Below are 14,958 nucleotides of genomic sequence, written 5' to 3'. Positions count from 1 at the left end.
CGCATGTGGTCCTCGGGCCTGTGGCCCGTGACCCTGCGCTCGGGTGACCTCGTCCTGCGGCCGCTGCGCATGTCCGACCGCGCCGAATGGATGTCGGTGAGGGCCCGGAACCGGGAATGGCTTGCCCCCTGGGAGGCCTCGAACCCCCAGCCGGGCGGGACCCTGCCGACGTTCCGTGACATGGTCCGCTCCCTCACACATCAGGCGCGCGAGGGCTCGGCCCTTCCGTTCGTCATCACCCTCGATGACCCGCGCGACCGCCGCGCGCCCATCGTCGGGCAGCTCACGGTCTCCTCGATCGTGTGGGGCTCGGCGCTCATGGCGACGCTCGGCTACTGGGTGGACCGCGAGCACGCCGGCCGGGGGATCGCCCCGACGGCCGTGGCCCTCGCCACCGACCACTGCTTCCGCGAGCTCGGGCTGCACCGGATGGAGATCAACATCCGGCCCGAGAACAAGCCGAGCCTGCGGGTTGTCGAGAAGCTCCGCTTCCGCCCCGAGGGGCTGCGGCCGCGCTACCTGCACATCAACGGGGCCTGGGCCGACCACGATTCGTTCGCGCTGACCGCCGAGGAGGTGCCGGAGGAGGGCCTTCTGGGACGGTGGCTCGCCTCTCGCTGAGCTCGGGCGCAGGCGCGGTTCCCGCCAGCGGCGCACGACGGCGGAGCGGCGCCCCTGTGGTGTTCCTCACCCGTTGCTGGGGTTCTCGCGACACACCGACGCTAATCCGTGTCGCGTCCCGGCGTTCCTCCTACGGTTTTAGCTATGGATCTCGCCCTCAGCAGCTCGACGGTGCTCGGCGCAGCCGTGCTCGTGTGGCTTCTGTGGGTCGCGCCGTACCTGACCCGCCGGCGCCGGGCGGAGCGGCCGGCGGGCGAGGCTGCCCTCCTCATGGAGTCCGGCGGCGAGGCCGCCGCCGAGGCGACCGTCCGCGCGGCAGCCGCCGGGCCGCCGTCGTCCGCACCCGCACCCGCAGTGGAGGGGATTGCCTCCCCGGGGGCGGGCCCCGCACGGGAGGGCTCCACGGCGCCGCTCCGGATCCGGTGGGGCCGCATGTCCGTCGCGCTCGTCGGGCTCGTTTCCGCCCTTGCCGTCCCGGTGACCCTCGTGCTCCTCGTGGTGGGCCTCCCGGGATGGGTGCCCGCGGTGTGCGCCGCCGGCGCGGCGGCCGCCGTGGCGACCCTGCGCGCGCTCGCCATGCGCGACAGGAAGAGGCGCGTCGATGCGGCGTTCCGTTCAGCGATGCGCGCCACCGACGCCGAGCCGCTCCGCCCCTCGCCTCCGCGTGTCCCGAGTGAGGTCTTCGACGCAGGCACTGATCCGGAGCCCGCTCCGCGCGCCATGACCCACGGCGAACTGAGGGCGTTCGCGCTCGAGGTCGCGAAGGCATCCCAGGCCGCCGCGACCGCAGAGGCCAAGGCCACGGGCGCACCAGAGGAATGGGAGCCCGTGGAGGTCCCCAAACCCGGCTACGTCGAGGCAGCCAAGGCCGAGCGCCCAGACCCGGCCCCGCTCGAGGCCCCGGCCGACCCCAAGCCTGAAGGCCGCCCCACACTCAAGCCGAAGCCCGACTCGCCGGAGCCCGGCACCGTCCCCGGCGTGCCGGCGATCGCTCCGCGTCCTGCGGCCCGTGCGGGCGCGCTCGGCAACCTCGACGAGGTGCTCAACCGCCGCCGGGCGTAGCCTCGTCGGGCCAGCACGTCTGCCCATGGCCCACAGCCGGAACCTGGCGTTGCACGCCCGTGAACCGTCTCCGTTCGATTTGGCTTTTGGGCCCCGCCCCAGTAACGTAGAACCCGCACCGAGGGGTCTTAGCTCAGTTGGTAGAGCGCTTCGTTCGCATCGAAGAGGTCAGGGGTTCAAATCCCCTAGGCTCCACGCATGCCCTCGTCAGAGGCGACAGAAAGGGTCCCAGCCTGATGGCTGGGACCCCTTCTGTCGTATCCGGCGCCGCGTGCTCTGTCGTACCCGGCACCGCGCGTACGCCGCGCCTCAGGGCTGCGGCCCGGGTGCCGGCGGCGGAGAAGCCGGTGGGTAGGGCGGCGGGGGATACGTGGGCGGGCCGTACTGCATGCCCGGCCTGCGGTCGTACCTCTGCCCCAGAGGGTTCTCGCGCTGGGCGAGCATGACGATCAGGGCAATCCAGCCGAGCACGGGGATGAGGGCGAGCAGCAGGAGCCACGCGCTCAGGTTCACATCGTGCAGGCGCCGGGCGGCGACGGCGAGCCCGGGGACCACGGTCGCCAGGGCCCAGGCCCCGCCCAGGGGGCTCGTCCCTGTGGGCTGGCCGTTGACGATCGTCTGGCCGATGGAGTTGAGGACCGCCGAGATGATGGCCGAGGCCAGGGCCCACCACCAGAACTCGCTACGGCTCGCGCGGCCGGTGAAGACCGCGTACTTCTTGAAGACGCGCGTGAACGCCTCGACGGGCGGGGCGCCGTAATAGGGCAGGTCAAGCGGCGGAACCGGGCCCTTCGCCGCATACGGGGGCTGCTGGCTGGTCATGGCAACCATGCTAGGAACGCCTGCGCCCGCCCGGGAAGGGTCCGAAGGCCCGATGCTCCGAAGTGCCCCTCGGTGTGGTTCAGCCGAGGAGCCCGAGCTCCCGCACCGCGTCACGCTCGGCGGCGAGCTCGGCCACGGAGGCGTCGATCCGCTCCCGCGAGAACTCCGGGACGGGCAGGCCCTGGACGACCTCCCAGCGGCCGTCCACGCTGCGCACCGGGAATGAGCTCACCAGCCCCTCGGGGACCCCGTAGGAGCCGTCGGAGGCCACGCCGGCCGACGTCCACCGGTCCGGGGTCCCGCGGACCCAGTCGCGCACGTGGTCGATCGCGGCGCTGGCTGCCGATGCCGCAGAGGAGGCCCCCCGCACGTCGATGATCTCTGCGCCGCGCCGTGCCACCCGCGGGATGAACTCGGACTCGATCCAGTCCTGGCCGACGAGCGAGGGCACGGGCTGGCCGCCCGCAGTCGCATTCGTGAGGTCGGGGTACTGGCTGGCCGAGTGGTTGCCCCAGATCGTCACCCCGTCCACGTCGGTGACAGCGCAGCCGAGCTTCGCAGCGAGCTGGGCGACTGCGCGATTGTGGTCGAGACGGGTCATCGCGGTGAACCGCTCGCGGGGCACATCGGGGGCGCTCGCCGCGGCGATGAGCGCGTTCGTGTTGGCCGGGTTGCCCACCACGAGCACCCGCACACCGTCCGCTGCGTTGTCGTTGATGGCGCGCCCCTGCGGGCCGAAGATGCCCGCGTTGGCCTCGAGCAGTTCTGCCCGCTCCATTCCCGCGCCGCGCGGCCTCGCGCCGACGAGGAGGGCCACCTCGGCGCCGTCGAACGCCGTGGCCGGGCTGTCGGTGACGTCGACCGAGTCGAGCAGCGCGAATGCGCAGTCGCTGAGCTCGAGTGCCGTCCCCTCGGCGGCGCGCACCGCGGACGGGACCTCGAGGAGCCTCAGGCGCACCCTCGTGTCCGGGCCGAGCATCGCCCCGCTCGCGATGCGGAACAGGAGCGCGTAGCCGATCTGGCCCGCGGCCCCCGTGACGGCCACTGTCACCGGAGATGCCTCGGTCATGGCGCCAGCCTAGCTGCCCTCGCCGGGCCTCGGCAGCTTTGGCCCCGGCAGGTCCGGGCAGGCCGCGCCTCTTACAGCCACTGCTTCCACTTGAAGATCAGCCACAGGACGAAGCCCGCCACGACCATGAGCACGAGCGCGTACGGGTAGCCGAGGTCCCACTCGAGCTCGGGCATCGCCTTGAAGTTCATGCCGTAGATGCCGGTGACGAGGGCAGGCGCGAAGAAGATGGCGGCCCACGAGGAGATGCGCTTGACCTGCTCGTTCTGCGCGAGACTCGTCTCATTCTGCCGGTTGGACGTCAGGGTGCCGTCCAGGACGAGGGCGTTCTGGAGGACGTCGCGGAACTCGTCGGCGCGCGAGACGATGTGCTCGAGGTGGTCATGCACGTCCCGCAGGCTGCGTTGGAGCTCGATATCGGTGCCGTGCTTCGTGAACCCCGACTCGAGTCCCTCGATGAGCCGCTTGAGCGGGTGGACGGCGCGCTGGAACTGCAGGACCTCCCGCGTCAGCTCGTAGATGCGCCGGGACACGCTCGGATCGTTGGCGAAGAGCTGGTCCTCGATCTCGTCGATGTCATTCTCGAGGCCCGCCACGACCGGCCGGTAGTCGTCGACGACCCGGTCCAGAAGCGCGTAGAGCACGGCCTCCGGGCCCAGCCGGAGCAGGTCCGGGTTCGTCTCGAGCCGCTTCCGCACGAGTCCGACGCCGGCTGTCTCGGCGTGCCGGACGGTGACCACGTAGTTGGGCCCGGTGAAGATGTGCAGCTCGCCGAACTCCACGGTCTCGGTCTCGTCGACATAGCGGGCCGGGCGGAGCACGGTGAAGAGCATCTGGTCGTAGCGTTCCATCTTGGGGCGCTGGTGAGCGTTGATGGCGTCCTCGACCGCCAGGTCGTGGAGGTGGAACTCCTGCGCGACCTCGGCCATCTCCTCGATGGTGGGGCGGTAGAGGCCGATCCATGCCATGCTCCCGCCCACCGCGTCGAGGGTCTCGAACGTCTGCTCGAGGGTCTCGGGGTGGGCGGCCCGGTGTCCGTCGAGGTAGACGGCGTTGTCGATGATCACGGCCCTCAATCTATCGCGGGGAGGCGGCCGACGCCGCGGCTGCCGCCACCTCCGCGGCGCGCCGCAGCAGCGCGTCGGCGCGGTACTCGACGTGGGCGTGCAGCGCGAGGACCGTCTCGGAGCGGATGACGCCCCGGATCCGCAGGACCTGACGGAGGGAGGCCTGCAGCTCGTGGGTGTCGGCGGCCACAAGCCGGCACCACAGGTCGCCGCGGCCCGAGATCTCGTAGGCCTCGAGCACGGTGGGGATCCGGCGGAGCCCGGCGATGACGGCGTCGAGCTCGCGGTGCACTACCTCGAGGGTGATGAAGGCGACCACGTCGTAGCCGAGGGCGGCAAGGTCCACGTCGCGCCCGGTCCCGCGCAGCACCCCGGCTCGCTCGAGGCGCTTCAGGCGGCTCTGCACGGTGTTCCTGGCCACTCCCACGCGGGCGGACAGCTCGGCGATCTGCGCGCGGGGATCCTCGACCAGGGCGACGAGGAGCTTCAGGTCGGTGGCGTCGAGGGTGCTCATTGATCACTCCAAGGTCACTCGTCGGGTCTTCTCTGATCATTATGATCAATTTGCTGGTGAGACATTGATCTTCAGACTTCGTGCTGCCCGAAAGTTGGGACATGACCGTCTTCGCCGAGCTGCGCATGAACGCGCCCGCGGCCCGTTCCGGGTGGGACGCCTCCCGCACCATGCGCCTGGTCCTCTCGGGGGCCGTGCTGTTCCTCCTGCTCGTCGGGGCGAACCTCGCCACGCCCCTGTACGCGGGGCTTCAGGCGCACCTCGGGTATGGGAGCCTCGGCACGACGATCGCGTTCGCGAGCTACGTCCTCGCACTCGTGGGCGTCCTCGTGACCGCCGGGCACTGGTCTGACCACGTGGGCCGCAGGGCGGCCATGGTGCTCGCAGTGCTCATCGGCATGGCCGGCAGCGTGGTGTTCGCGTCCGCCGGCTCCCTCGCCCAGCTGTGCGCCGGGCGCGTCCTGGCTGGCATGGCCGTGGGCCTGGCCACCGGTGCGTGTGCTGCCGCCCTCAGGGAGCTCCTGCCGCAGCGGCCCGAGTGGGCCTCCCGATTCACCCTGCTGGCCTCGTCCGGCGGCGTCGCCCTCGGGCCTGTGCTGGGCGGGGCGCTCGCCCTGCTCCCCGGGGGACCCGTGGTCCCGTTCGCCGTGCATCTGGCTGCCCTCGCCGCATTGCTCGTCCCACTCGTGGCGGTCCGTGCCCGTCCCGCGCCGCTCCTGCCGGGGGAATCCTGCAGGGCGGCCGAGCGCCCTTCCCGGCTGCTTGCCCCGCGGAGCCTGCGCGGTGCCGTGCCCACCGGGTCGGGCCGCCGCACGTTCTGGCTCGCCGCCGCCACCGGCTTCCTCAGCTTCGCCCTGTTCGGCTACCAGCTCGCGCTCTCCCCGGCCGTGTTCGGCCGCGCCCTCGGCCTCTCGGCGGCAGCGCCGGGCTCATTGGTTGCCCTTGGCGCCCTCGCTGGGCTGTCCCTCGCCGCATCCGCGGCGAGCCAGTTGCTCGTGCCGGGCACGCGCCGTCGTGCGCGCGCCGACGCGGTGATCGGGCTGGCGGTACTCGCGTGCTCGCTCGGGGCGCTCGCATGGGGCACCGCGGTAGGCAGCGCCTCCGCCCTCGTGGCCGCCAGCGCCGTGGCCGGCGTCGGCCAGGGGATCGCCTTCCGTGCCGGGTTCGACGCCGTTGCCGCCTCCGTGCCGGCCGAGCGGCACGCGCGGGCCGTGAGCCTGCTGTACGTCATGACCTATCTCGGCAGCGCCGTCCCGGTGCTGGGCCTCGGGGCCCTTGCTGCCGCGATGGGCATCGGTGCCGCCGCGGTCCTGTTCCTCGGCGCCTGTGCCGTGGCGGCCGGCGTCCTCGCCGCGCTGCAGGCTGCCCGCCGTTAGCGCGGACAAAGGCTTCGCTGCAAAGCGATCACTGCAAACAAGTAACTGCAAATGAAAGTCTGCAAAGAGGACATTGCAAAGATCCCTTTGCAGGCCTATCCTTGAGGCATGGATGAGGCAGCCCGGAACGCATCAGAGCCGAAGCGCACCGTAGACGTCGCCTCGCTCAAGGCCCTCGCCCACCCCCTGCGGGTGCAGATCCTCGAGACCATCTCCCGGCTCGGTCCGCAGACCTCCGGCACGCTGGCCGAGATCCTCGGCGAGTCCACCGGGTCCACCAGCTACCACCTGCGCCAGCTCGCCAAGCACGACTTCCTGCGCGAGGTCGAGGGGCGGGGCACGGGGCGCGAGCGGTGGTGGGACCGGCCCAAGGGGAGCCTGCAGGTCGTCACCCGCGAGCTCGCCGACGACCCCGCGACCGCCCAGGCTGCCCACCTCGTGAGCCGCGAGTTCGAGCACCACCGGGCCGCTGCACTCGCCGACTTCATGGAGCACGGCTGGCTCGAGGAGCCGGCCGAGTGGGCGGACGTTGCGCTCGCCAGCACCACCAACGTCCGTCTCACGGCCGCCGAGCTGGCCATGGTGTCCGCGAGGCTCGAGGAGTTCGCGGGCTCCCTCATCGCCCAGTTCAAGGAGCGCACCGCGCCGGACGGCGCCCGCCCCGTCCAGATCCACATCAACGCGTTCCCGCTCGCCCCCCAGCGGCCCGAAGGCCACTCACGCCATCAGGAGAAGCCATGAGCACCACCGCGATCGCCCGCCCGCAGTCCCACAGGCTCGTCGACCTGCTCGCCCACCGTGTGGGCCAGGCCCTCGTCGAGTGGGCGGACCGCCCCAAGACACACGAGATCGACGTCGAGCGCCTCGCCCAGGTCGAGGCCCGCCGCGCCGATGCCCGGTTCGCCGAGCCGCTCGGCCTGCACCATTGGATCCGCTGAGCGACTGGCCCGCGGACTGACGCTGTCAGGGCGTGCCGAGCCAGCTCCGGGCCGCCGCGACGAGCGCGCCCACGCCGATCTCGATCGTGGGGCTGGGCACGGGGTGGAAATGGGGGGAGTGGTTGGACGGCAGGCCAGCGACGACGGCTGCGATCTGCTCGACCGTCTCCGCGCCCGCGAAGGGTGCTGGGTCGGCGCCTCCGAGCAGCCAGTAGACGAGCGGTGCGCCCGCCGCGGTGGCCAGCTTGCCGACGTCTTCGCTTCCGGTGACCGGTCCTGGGTCGATGACCCGCCCCGGTCCGACAACCGATTCGAGTACGCCCCTGGTCCGGCCCACGGCATCGGGGCTGTTGACGACGGCGGGCGTGCCGCCGAGCCGTTCCACCGTGGGCGGCGTGGTCGCGCCGCTCGCCTGGGCCTCGGCGGCGACGATCCGATCGATGCCGGCGAGCACCCTCGTGCGCACGTCGTCGAGGTAGGTGCGCACATTGATCAGGAGCTCGGCCCGGTCGGGGATGATGTTTGCCTTCGTGCCCGCATTCAGCGCGCCCACCGTGAGCACGGCCATGTCCGTTCCGGCGACCTCCCGGGACACCACGCCCTGGAGCCGCTGGACGGTCGCCGCGGCCATCAGGACCGGGTCCACCGTCGCCTCGGGGCGGGAGCCGTGCCCTCCCCGCCCGAAGAGGGTCACCCTGAGTTCGTCGCTCGCCGCGAACGAGGGGCCGGGCCGGAGCCCGAGCGTGCCGGCGGGGATCGGGGCGACGTGCTGGCCGAGCACGACGTCGGGGCGCGGCACCTTCTCGTACAGCCCGTCATCGAGCATGCTCCGGGCCCCGGCGCCCAGTTCCTCCGCAGGCTGGAACAGCGCGACCACGGTTCCGAGCCATGGCTGGGGGTGCGTCGCGAGCACCATGGCCGCACCCATCAGGCAGGCCACATGAACGTCATGCCCGCAGGCGTGCATCACCCCCGCCACCGTGCTCGAATAGGGGAGCCCCGTGTCCTCGGTGACCGGGAGCGCGTCCATGTCAGCGCGCAGCAGCACGACGGGTCCTTCACCCCGGCGCAGTACCCCCACCACACCGTGGCCACCGATGCTCTCGTGCACCTCATAGCCGTGCTCCCGCAGCCACCCGGCCGCGATCCCGGCCGTCCGGTGCTCCTGCTCGGACAGTTCCGGGTGTGTGTGCAGATCCTCGTAGACCGACCTCAACCGCGCCTTCAGGCTCGCGTCCATGGCTGGAGCCTAGCCTGCGGCCGCGCGCTTATGGCAGGCCTGAACATGCAGGACGTCCATGAAGGGCGGCCGTGGCAAGGGACCAGGGCCCCAGCCCACATCGAACGGGATGGGCCCCATCAGTCGGGCCGGGGCCGGCGCGTGGCCTCAGGCCGGCAGCGGACCCGGCCCTGGGATCCGCTCGAACACGAGCGTGGTCTCCGTGTGTCCCACCACCGGGTCGGTCGCGAGGTTGTCCAGGACCCAGTCGCGCAGCTCCTCGGTACTCCCCACCGCGATGTGCAGCAGGTAGTCCACCGCGCCCGACGTGTGGAACGTCGCGAGGACCCCTGGCAGCTGCGGCACGCGGGCGGTGAAGGCGTCGATCTGGTCGCGGTCGTGGGCCCTCAGGCGCACTGAGATGAGGGCCTGGACGCTCCGGCCAACCGCAGCAAGGTCCACCTTCGCCTCGAAGCCCGTGATGATGCCCCGCTCCGACAGGGCGCGCGTGCGCATGAGCGCCGTCGAGGGGGCGATCCCCACGAGTTCCGCGAGCTGCTTGTTCGTGATGCGGGCGTCCTCGGCGAGGGCCGCGAGGATCCTGCGGTCCACCTCGTCGAGCGGCTCGCCGCCCGGGGGATGATGTCCCGCGGCGTTCTGCGGTCGGCCGGAGCTCGGCGTGGTCACAGGGGGTTCTCCTTGGTCGGGGCCGACCCCATGATATGCGAGCCGCCTCACACGTGCCCCACTCTAGCCGCCGGGCGCCCCGACATGACGCACGACGGCGCGTGGTCGCCGGGCGCCGCCGGCCCGGCCATACGGCGGTGCCCGCCAGCTGCCGCCCGTGCCGGAGCGCCGTTCAGCGGTCGGCCCGGTGTACGGCCCAGGAGGCAGCGGCCGTCGTGAGCGCGATCCCCGCGACTCCGAGCACGAGCGCGTTCCAGCCCCATGAGTAGAGCACGAGCCCGCCGGCCCACCCCAGCAGGCTCGAGCCGCCGTAGTAGCCGAGGTTGTACAGCGATGCGGCCTGCGCGCGTCCCGAGGCGGCGATCGCCCCGGTCCACCCGGACGCGATGCCGTGCGCCGCGAAGAACCCGGCGGTGAACACGAGCAGCCCTGCGAGGACCACCGCGAGCGACTCCGCGACGAGGGCGATCGCACCGGCCGCCATCGCCAGCGTGCTGGCCACCATCACGGGGCGCCGCCCGTACCGGGTGGTGAGGCGGGCCGCGAAGCCGGAGCTGAACGTGCCCGAGAGGTAGGCGAGGAACAGGAGGCTCGAGAGGCTCGCTGGCAGCCAGAACGGCCCGGCCTCGAGCCGGAAGCCGAGGTAGTTGTAGACCGCCACGAATGAGCCCATGAGCAGGAACGCCTGGGCGTAGAGGGCGAGCAGCCGGGGGCTGCGCAGCTGCCTGCCGAGCTGGCGGACCGCCGCACGTGCGGCGGCCCGCACCCCGCCCGCAGTATGGGGAGCGGGGGAGAAGCCGCGGGCCTTGGGCGCGAGGGCGATGAACGCGACGGCCGCTGCGGCGCCGAGGACCGAGACGGCCATGACGGCGAGTCGCCAGCCCAACGCGTCCGCGAGCGGGCCGGCGACGAGGCGCCCCGCGAGGCCGCCCACCGTGGTGCCGGCGATGTACGTTCCCGCCGCGACGGCCGCGTGCGTCCGGCTGACCTCCTCGCTCAGGTAGGCGATCGCGATCGCCGGGACCGAACCCAGCGCGGCACCTTCGAGGAAGCGCAGCACGAGCAGCAGCTCGAACGTGGGAGCGAGGGGGCCGAGGAGGCCCAGGACCGTGGCTGCGACGATGCCCGCCCGCATGGTCCCGATGCGCCCGATCCGATCCGCGACGAAGGACCACGGCAGCACGGCGACGGCGAGGCCGATCGTCGCGAGGGAGACGGTGAGCGCCGCGCGGGCCGGATCGATGCCGAGCTCGGAGGCGAGCCGGGGGAGAAGCGCCTGGGGCGAGTACAGCTGGGCGAACGTCGCCACGCCCGCGAAGGCGAGGGCCGCGATGAGCCTGCGGTAGCCGCGGCTCCCCTTGGGATGGCCCTCCCAGCGGGCCTGGGCGGCGGGGGCTGTGTCCGGGGCTGCGCTCATGCGTCCAGCCTAGGAACGCGCCATCCATGCGTCCAATACACTGATCACGTCAATGTATGTCGAGAATGCATAGGTTAGAGATGCCTGCCGTCCGCCCGCCCGAGCCGCTCCACGGAGAGCTGGCCCGCCTCCTGCCGCTCCTGCCCGTGCTCGACGCCGTCGGGCAGACCCGCCACGTCACCGCCGCCGCGGAGCTCCTGGGCGTGCCCCAGCCCACGGTGAGCCGGGCGCTCGCGCGGGCGGCCGCCGTCGTGGGCGCCGAGCTCGTGCGGAAGGAAGGGCGCGGGATCCGGCTGACCCCCGCGGCGGAGCAGCTGCTGCCCTCCGTCCGCACCGCCTTGACCGAGCTGCAGCGCGGCCTCGATGCGCTGCACGAGCGGCAGCACGAGGCCCGGGGCGTGGTGCGGCTGAGCTTCCAGATGACGTTCGGGGAGTCCGCGGTGCCCGTGTTCGTGAGCGGGTTCCGTGCGCATCACCCCAACGTCCGCTTCGAGCTGATCCAGGGCTCGCGGCAGAGCTGCCTTGACGCTCTCGGAGAGGGGCGGGTCGACCTCGCCATCGTCTCGCCGCGGCCCGGGCCCACCCGCGAGGTCGACAGCGCGACGCTCCACGTCCAGCCGGTGCGCCTCGCCGTTCCGGCCGGCCACCGGCTCGCGGGGCGTCCCTCGGTGCGGCTGGCGGAGGTGGCGGGTGAGCCGTTCGTGGCGCTCGAGCGCGGCTTCGGGATGCGCAGCATCCTCGACCGGCTGGGCAGGGACGCGGGCTTCACGCCGGACATCGCCTTCTCGGGCCAGGACTCGCGCACGCTCCTCGGGCTCGTGTCCGCGGGCCTCGGCGTGGCGCTCGTGCCGCCGTCCACCGCCGGACACGGTGCCGTCTACGGGTCGACCCGCCACGGCAGTGGGCTCGGGTGGGCCGAACTAGCCCTCGCGGATCCCGGCGCGTACCGCGAGATCGGGCTCGTGTGGCCGCGGATCGTCGGGGAACCGCCGCAGGTGCGCATGTTCCGCGAGCACGTCCTCGCGCTCGATGCGGACACGCTCGCGGACGCCTTCGGCCGTTAGGCCCCAGATTGCGGGGTCTCTGGCAGCGCGTTGAGGGGTCATGTCCCTGCGGTGAGGGGTCAGTGGCCGAAGCGTTCGGGGTCCGTAGCCTCGGGCCCGCGTCCGTCGAGGGCGTCGAACGCCTCGAGCTCGGCCGGCGTCAGGTCGAATCCGAAGACGTCGAGGTTCTGGGCCAGGCGCTCGCGGTGGGAGGACTTCGGGATCGCGACGAGGCCCTGCTGCGTGTGCCACCGCAGCACCGCCTGCGCGGGCGTCACGCCGTGCGCCTCGGCGGCGGCGACCACCGCCGGTTCGGAGAGGAGCTCCTTGCCGCGCCCGATCGGCGTATATGACTCGGTGACCGTGCCGTTTCCCGCGTTGAACGCGCGCATGTCTTGCTTGGTCCAGTAGGGGCTGATCTGGAGCTGGTCCACGTCCGGCGCCACACCCGTCGCCGCGACGACGCGCCGCACGTGGTCCGGGAAGAAGTTGGACAGGCCGATCGAGCGGACCTTGCCTCCCTCGCGGAGCGCGATGAGCCCCTCCCACGCCTGGACGTACGTGTCCTGGTCGGGGTTCGGCCAATGGATGAGGTACAGGTCGAGGTAGTCGACGCCGATCCTCCGCACGGCGTTCTCCCACGCCGTCCTGACGCCGTCCACGCTGTGCCATTCCCGGTTGAACTTGCTCGTGATGAACAGTTCCTCCCGAGGCAGCCCCGACCGGCGCAGGCCCTCGCCGACGCCGGCCTCGTTGCCGTAGTTCTCCGCCGTGTCGACGTGCCTGTACCCGAGCTCGAGGGCCGTCACGACCGTGTCGGCCACCTGGGCGTCGTCGAGCGGCCACGTTCCGAGGCCGATCTGCGGGATGGAGTATCCGGATGCGAGCTGGATCATCGGTGCGGTTGCCATGGCCCCCAGCCTATGGCCCGTGTCGCAGGAAGGGACCCCGTGTCGCAGCAAGGTGGCCCCACGTGGGTCAGGGGGCGAAGCGCGCCACGACGTCGGCTGCGGGCTCCTCGCGCGCGTCGCGCCACGCCGTGCCCGCCCACAGGCTCGTGCGGTCCGGGCTGCCGGCCTTCACCGACGCTGCGCGGAGCGGCGCCGTGAGATGGTGCACCACCGGATACGCGGCGGGCGCGTCGGCGAGCCGTCGCATGAACCCGTTCTCGAGCCCGCGCGCGAACTTTCCCGAGAAGGCCCGCGTCGGAGCGGTGCGGGTGAACTCGCCCGAGGCCAGCGCGGCCCGGTGCACCGGGTTCGTCCCGGCCTCGGGAGTTCGCAGGAACGCCGTGCCGAGCTGGACGGCGTCCGCACCCGCGGGGCGGGCGGCAGCGGCGTCGTCGGGCGTCCCGATCCCGCCCGCCGCGACGAGGGGAAGCGCGACGGCGCCGCGCACCTGGGCGACGAGCTCGGCGAGGGTCCCGGCGAACGGCGCCAAGCCGAGGAAGGCCCCCGAGTGGCCGCCGGCATCCGGGTGCTGCACGACCAGCGCGTCCGCCCCGAGCTCCGCGGCGAGGGCGGCCTCCTCGGGGCCCGTGACGGTCTGCAGCACGAACGAGCCGGCCGTCTTCAGCGCCTCGACGGCGTCCCAGCGGGGTGTGCCGAACGTGAAGGAGACGACGGCGGGTGCGCGCGTCAGGAGGAGGTCGAGCTTCGCCGGGTACGCGTCGTCGTCCGCCCAGTGCGCCTCCGGCACGTCAGCGCCGACCGCCTCGGCCTCGGGGCGCAGGCGCTCGCGGTAGGCGAGGACGGCGTCCCGGTCGACCTCCTCCGTGCTCGGCACGAACAGGTTGACTCCGAAGGGCAGGCCCGCGGCCTCCATGATGTCGAGTTCGGCCGCGAGGGCCGCCGCCGTCTTGAGCCCGCCTCCCAGGAATCCGAGCCCGCCCGCGCGGCCCACGGCCTGCGCGAGCTCGGGTCGGCTCGGGCCTCCCGCCATCGGTGCGGCGACGACGCCGTTGCCGAACAGGTCACCGGGCAGTTTCGAGGGCGCGTCCATATCCCTCACCCTAGTCATTAGGCTGTGAGGGTGAGCACGAACAGCGCCCAGGGCCGCCCCGACGCGACCGAAACCGTCACCATGATCGGCCTCGACATCGGGGGCACCAAGACTCGCGGCATCAAGGTCGTCGACGGCGAGGTCGTCGCCGACCTCGAGGTGGGCAGCGCGAATGTCCAGAACGTGAGCCGCGAGACGGCGGCCGCGAACCTCGCCGAGCTGTTCGCCAGGCTCGACGCCGCCGACGTCCCGCGGGTCTTCGCCGGCGCGGGCGGGATCGACACGGAGGCGGACGCCGAGGCCCTGGCCGCGCTGATCCGCCCCAACGCCCCCGGGGCGCACGTGAGCGTGGTCCACGACTCGCGACTCCTCCTCGCCGCGGGCGGGGCTCGGACCGGCGTCGCGGTGATTGCGGGGACCGGGTCCGCCGCGTGGGGCGTCAACGGCGACGGCGTCGAGGCCCGCGCAGGCGGCTGGGGATACCTGCTCGGAGACGAGGGCAGCGGCTACTGGCTGGGGCGGGAGGCCGTCCGCTACAGCCTGCACCGCATGAACCTCGGCCTCGAGGCGGACCTCCTCACCGATGCGCTCCTCGACAGCACTGGCCTGAACGAGCCCAACGAGCTCATCGCCCACTTCCACGCCCCCGAGACCGGCCGGCGGTACTGGGCCCAGCAGTCCCGGATCGTGACGGAGGCGGCCGACGCCGGCCACGTCGGCGCGCGCTTCATGGTGGACCAGGCCGCCCACGACCTCGCGCGCATGGCCGCCCAGGTGGCCCGCCAGCTCGAACTCGAGGGGCCCGTGATCCTCGGCAGCGGCCTCGGGATGCACGTGCGCCGGATCCAGGACGGGTTCCGCACTGGACTCGCGGAGCAGGGCATCACCGACGTGCGGATCCTGGACCGCGACCCGATCTTCGGCACGATCGAGCTCGCCGCGGAGTCTGGCGGCGGGGGATCGGCCGGAGTAGCCTGAGGCACGGTGCCGCGCGGCCGCGCGGCGGCCCCGCACGTTCGAATTCGCGGGAGGAGGTGGATCGAGATGAGTGTTACCGCCATCGAGCACGCCCAGCTCACACAGATCCCTTCCACCGCCCGGAGGCCGCGCGCCATCTGAGAC

General features: G+C 72.5%; 16 protein-coding genes and 1 tRNA gene. 8 read left to right on the top strand and 9 right to left on the bottom strand.

The window, feature by feature from the left end; genetic code table 11:
• Positions 1-3: 3 nt before the first annotated feature.
• The 3 genes from SCMU_RS13970 (at position 4) to SCMU_RS13960 (ending at position 1,878) form a co-directional block, all read left to right on the top strand.
• Positions 4-621 (top strand): GNAT family N-acetyltransferase, encoded by a 618-nt coding sequence (locus SCMU_RS13970; protein ID WP_443020151.1) that lies wholly within the window; start codon positions 4-6, stop codon positions 619-621.
• Between the two features lie 144 nt (positions 622-765).
• Positions 766-1,683, top strand: coding sequence for a hypothetical protein (locus SCMU_RS13965; RefSeq protein ID WP_229229730.1), 918 nt, complete (start codon positions 766-768; stop codon positions 1,681-1,683).
• A gap of 122 nt (positions 1,684-1,805) precedes the next feature.
• Positions 1,806-1,878, top strand: a tRNA-Ala gene (locus SCMU_RS13960).
• A gap of 114 nt (positions 1,879-1,992) precedes the next feature.
• Here the strand turns inward: SCMU_RS13960 and SCMU_RS13955 are convergent.
• The 4 genes from SCMU_RS13955 to SCMU_RS13940 all read right to left on the bottom strand — a co-directional run bounded on the left by SCMU_RS13955 (position 1,993) and on the right by SCMU_RS13940 (position 5,155).
• Positions 1,993-2,505 (bottom strand): DUF805 domain-containing protein, encoded by a 513-nt coding sequence (locus SCMU_RS13955; RefSeq protein ID WP_229229729.1) that lies wholly within the window; start codon positions 2,503-2,505, stop codon positions 1,993-1,995.
• 79 nt (positions 2,506-2,584) lie between these two features.
• Positions 2,585-3,574, bottom strand: coding sequence for a malate dehydrogenase (locus SCMU_RS13950; RefSeq protein WP_229229728.1), 990 nt, complete (start codon positions 3,572-3,574; stop codon positions 2,585-2,587).
• A 71-nt stretch (positions 3,575-3,645) separates the two neighbouring features.
• A complete protein-coding gene (corA, locus tag SCMU_RS13945; RefSeq protein ID WP_229229727.1) occupies positions 3,646-4,641 on the bottom strand; it encodes a magnesium/cobalt transporter CorA in 996 nt (331 codons plus the stop codon).
• Between the two features lie 10 nt (positions 4,642-4,651).
• Positions 4,652-5,155: an Lrp/AsnC family transcriptional regulator gene (locus SCMU_RS13940; protein WP_229229726.1), complete on the bottom strand. Its 504-nt coding sequence runs from the start codon at positions 5,153-5,155 to the stop codon at positions 4,652-4,654.
• Positions 5,156-5,256: 101 nt separating this feature from the next.
• On the opposite strand from SCMU_RS13940, the gene SCMU_RS13935 reads away from it, so the two are divergent.
• The 3 genes from SCMU_RS13935 to SCMU_RS13925 all read left to right on the top strand — a co-directional run bounded on the left by SCMU_RS13935 (position 5,257) and on the right by SCMU_RS13925 (position 7,469).
• Entirely contained in the window at positions 5,257-6,531 is a 1,275-nt protein-coding gene (locus tag SCMU_RS13935; protein ID WP_229229725.1) for an MFS transporter, read from the top strand.
• Between the two features lie 108 nt (positions 6,532-6,639).
• On the top strand, positions 6,640-7,272 hold the full coding sequence (locus SCMU_RS13930) for an ArsR/SmtB family transcription factor (protein ID WP_229229724.1): 633 nt from the start codon (positions 6,640-6,642) through the stop codon (positions 7,270-7,272).
• Positions 7,269-7,469 carry a hypothetical protein gene (locus SCMU_RS13925; protein WP_229229723.1) on the top strand — a complete coding sequence of 67 codons (201 nt, stop codon included), beginning with the start codon at positions 7,269-7,271 and terminating at the stop codon, positions 7,467-7,469. The genes SCMU_RS13930 and SCMU_RS13925 overlap by 4 nt, the downstream gene beginning before the upstream one ends.
• A 25-nt stretch (positions 7,470-7,494) precedes the next feature.
• Here the strand turns inward: SCMU_RS13925 and SCMU_RS13920 are convergent, their stop codons facing one another.
• From SCMU_RS13920 to SCMU_RS13910, 3 genes are all read right to left on the bottom strand, one after another.
• Positions 7,495-8,709, bottom strand: coding sequence for an amidohydrolase (locus SCMU_RS13920; protein ID WP_229229722.1), 1,215 nt, complete (start codon positions 8,707-8,709; stop codon positions 7,495-7,497).
• A 147-nt stretch (positions 8,710-8,856) separates the two neighbouring features.
• On the bottom strand, positions 8,857-9,375 hold the full coding sequence (locus SCMU_RS13915; RefSeq protein ID WP_229229721.1) for an Lrp/AsnC family transcriptional regulator: 519 nt from the start codon (positions 9,373-9,375) through the stop codon (positions 8,857-8,859).
• A gap of 172 nt (positions 9,376-9,547) precedes the next feature.
• Positions 9,548-10,792, bottom strand: coding sequence for an MFS transporter (locus SCMU_RS13910; protein WP_229229720.1), 1,245 nt, complete (start codon positions 10,790-10,792; stop codon positions 9,548-9,550).
• Positions 10,793-10,872: 80 nt separating this feature from the next.
• Between SCMU_RS13910 and SCMU_RS13905 the strand changes: the two genes are divergently transcribed.
• The gene (locus tag SCMU_RS13905; RefSeq protein ID WP_229229719.1) at positions 10,873-11,856 is read left to right on the top strand and encodes a LysR substrate-binding domain-containing protein; all 984 of its coding nucleotides are present in this window, start codon (positions 10,873-10,875) and stop codon (positions 11,854-11,856) included.
• A gap of 59 nt (positions 11,857-11,915) precedes the next feature.
• Here the strand turns inward: SCMU_RS13905 and SCMU_RS13900 are convergent, their stop codons facing one another.
• Entirely contained in the window at positions 11,916-12,746 is an 831-nt protein-coding gene (locus SCMU_RS13900; RefSeq protein WP_229229718.1) for an aldo/keto reductase, read from the bottom strand.
• Positions 12,747-12,813: 67 nt separating this feature from the next.
• A complete protein-coding gene (locus SCMU_RS13895) occupies positions 12,814-13,836 on the bottom strand; it encodes a nitronate monooxygenase (RefSeq protein ID WP_229229717.1) in 1,023 nt (340 codons plus the stop codon).
• An 81-nt stretch (positions 13,837-13,917) separates the two neighbouring features.
• On the opposite strand from SCMU_RS13895, the gene SCMU_RS13890 reads away from it, so the two are divergent.
• The gene (locus SCMU_RS13890) at positions 13,918-14,814 is read left to right on the top strand and encodes an N-acetylglucosamine kinase (RefSeq protein ID WP_443020324.1); all 897 of its coding nucleotides are present in this window, start codon (positions 13,918-13,920) and stop codon (positions 14,812-14,814) included.
• The last annotated feature ends 144 nt before the right edge of the window (positions 14,815-14,958 follow it).

The organism is Sinomonas cyclohexanicum, assembly GCF_020886775.1.
Lineage (GTDB): Bacteria > Actinomycetota > Actinomycetes > Actinomycetales > Micrococcaceae > Sinomonas > Sinomonas cyclohexanicum.
Note: the sequence above shows the minus strand (reverse complement) of the source record. Positions and strands in the feature narration are given on the sequence as shown.

What these genes read in the sequence shown, in the direction of transcription:
- SCMU_RS13970 (WP_443020151.1), top strand. Translation starts at nt 4, where the DNA reads ATGTGGTCCTCGGGCCTGTGGCCCGTGACCCTGCGCTCGGGTGACCTC.
- SCMU_RS13965 (WP_229229730.1), top strand. Translation starts at nt 766, where the DNA reads ATGGATCTCGCCCTCAGCAGCTCGACGGTGCTCGGCGCAGCCGTGCTC.
- SCMU_RS13955 (WP_229229729.1), bottom strand. Translation starts at nt 2,505, where the DNA reads ATGACCAGCCAGCAGCCCCCGTATGCGGCGAAGGGCCCGGTTCCGCCG.
- SCMU_RS13950 (WP_229229728.1), bottom strand. Translation starts at nt 3,574, where the DNA reads ATGACCGAGGCATCTCCGGTGACAGTGGCCGTCACGGGGGCCGCGGGC.
- SCMU_RS13940 (WP_229229726.1), bottom strand. Translation starts at nt 5,155, where the DNA reads ATGAGCACCCTCGACGCCACCGACCTGAAGCTCCTCGTCGCCCTGGTC.
- SCMU_RS13935 (WP_229229725.1), top strand. Translation starts at nt 5,257, where the DNA reads ATGACCGTCTTCGCCGAGCTGCGCATGAACGCGCCCGCGGCCCGTTCC.
- SCMU_RS13930 (WP_229229724.1), top strand. Translation starts at nt 6,640, where the DNA reads ATGGATGAGGCAGCCCGGAACGCATCAGAGCCGAAGCGCACCGTAGAC.
- SCMU_RS13925 (WP_229229723.1), top strand. Translation starts at nt 7,269, where the DNA reads ATGAGCACCACCGCGATCGCCCGCCCGCAGTCCCACAGGCTCGTCGAC.
- SCMU_RS13920 (WP_229229722.1), bottom strand. Translation starts at nt 8,709, where the DNA reads ATGGACGCGAGCCTGAAGGCGCGGTTGAGGTCGGTCTACGAGGATCTG.
- SCMU_RS13910 (WP_229229720.1), bottom strand. Translation starts at nt 10,792, where the DNA reads ATGAGCGCAGCCCCGGACACAGCCCCCGCCGCCCAGGCCCGCTGGGAG.
- SCMU_RS13905 (WP_229229719.1), top strand. Translation starts at nt 10,873, where the DNA reads ATGCCTGCCGTCCGCCCGCCCGAGCCGCTCCACGGAGAGCTGGCCCGC.
- SCMU_RS13900 (WP_229229718.1), bottom strand. Translation starts at nt 12,746, where the DNA reads ATGGCAACCGCACCGATGATCCAGCTCGCATCCGGATACTCCATCCCG.
- SCMU_RS13895 (WP_229229717.1), bottom strand. Translation starts at nt 13,836, where the DNA reads ATGGACGCGCCCTCGAAACTGCCCGGTGACCTGTTCGGCAACGGCGTC.
- SCMU_RS13890 (WP_443020324.1), top strand. Translation starts at nt 13,918, where the DNA reads ATGATCGGCCTCGACATCGGGGGCACCAAGACTCGCGGCATCAAGGTC.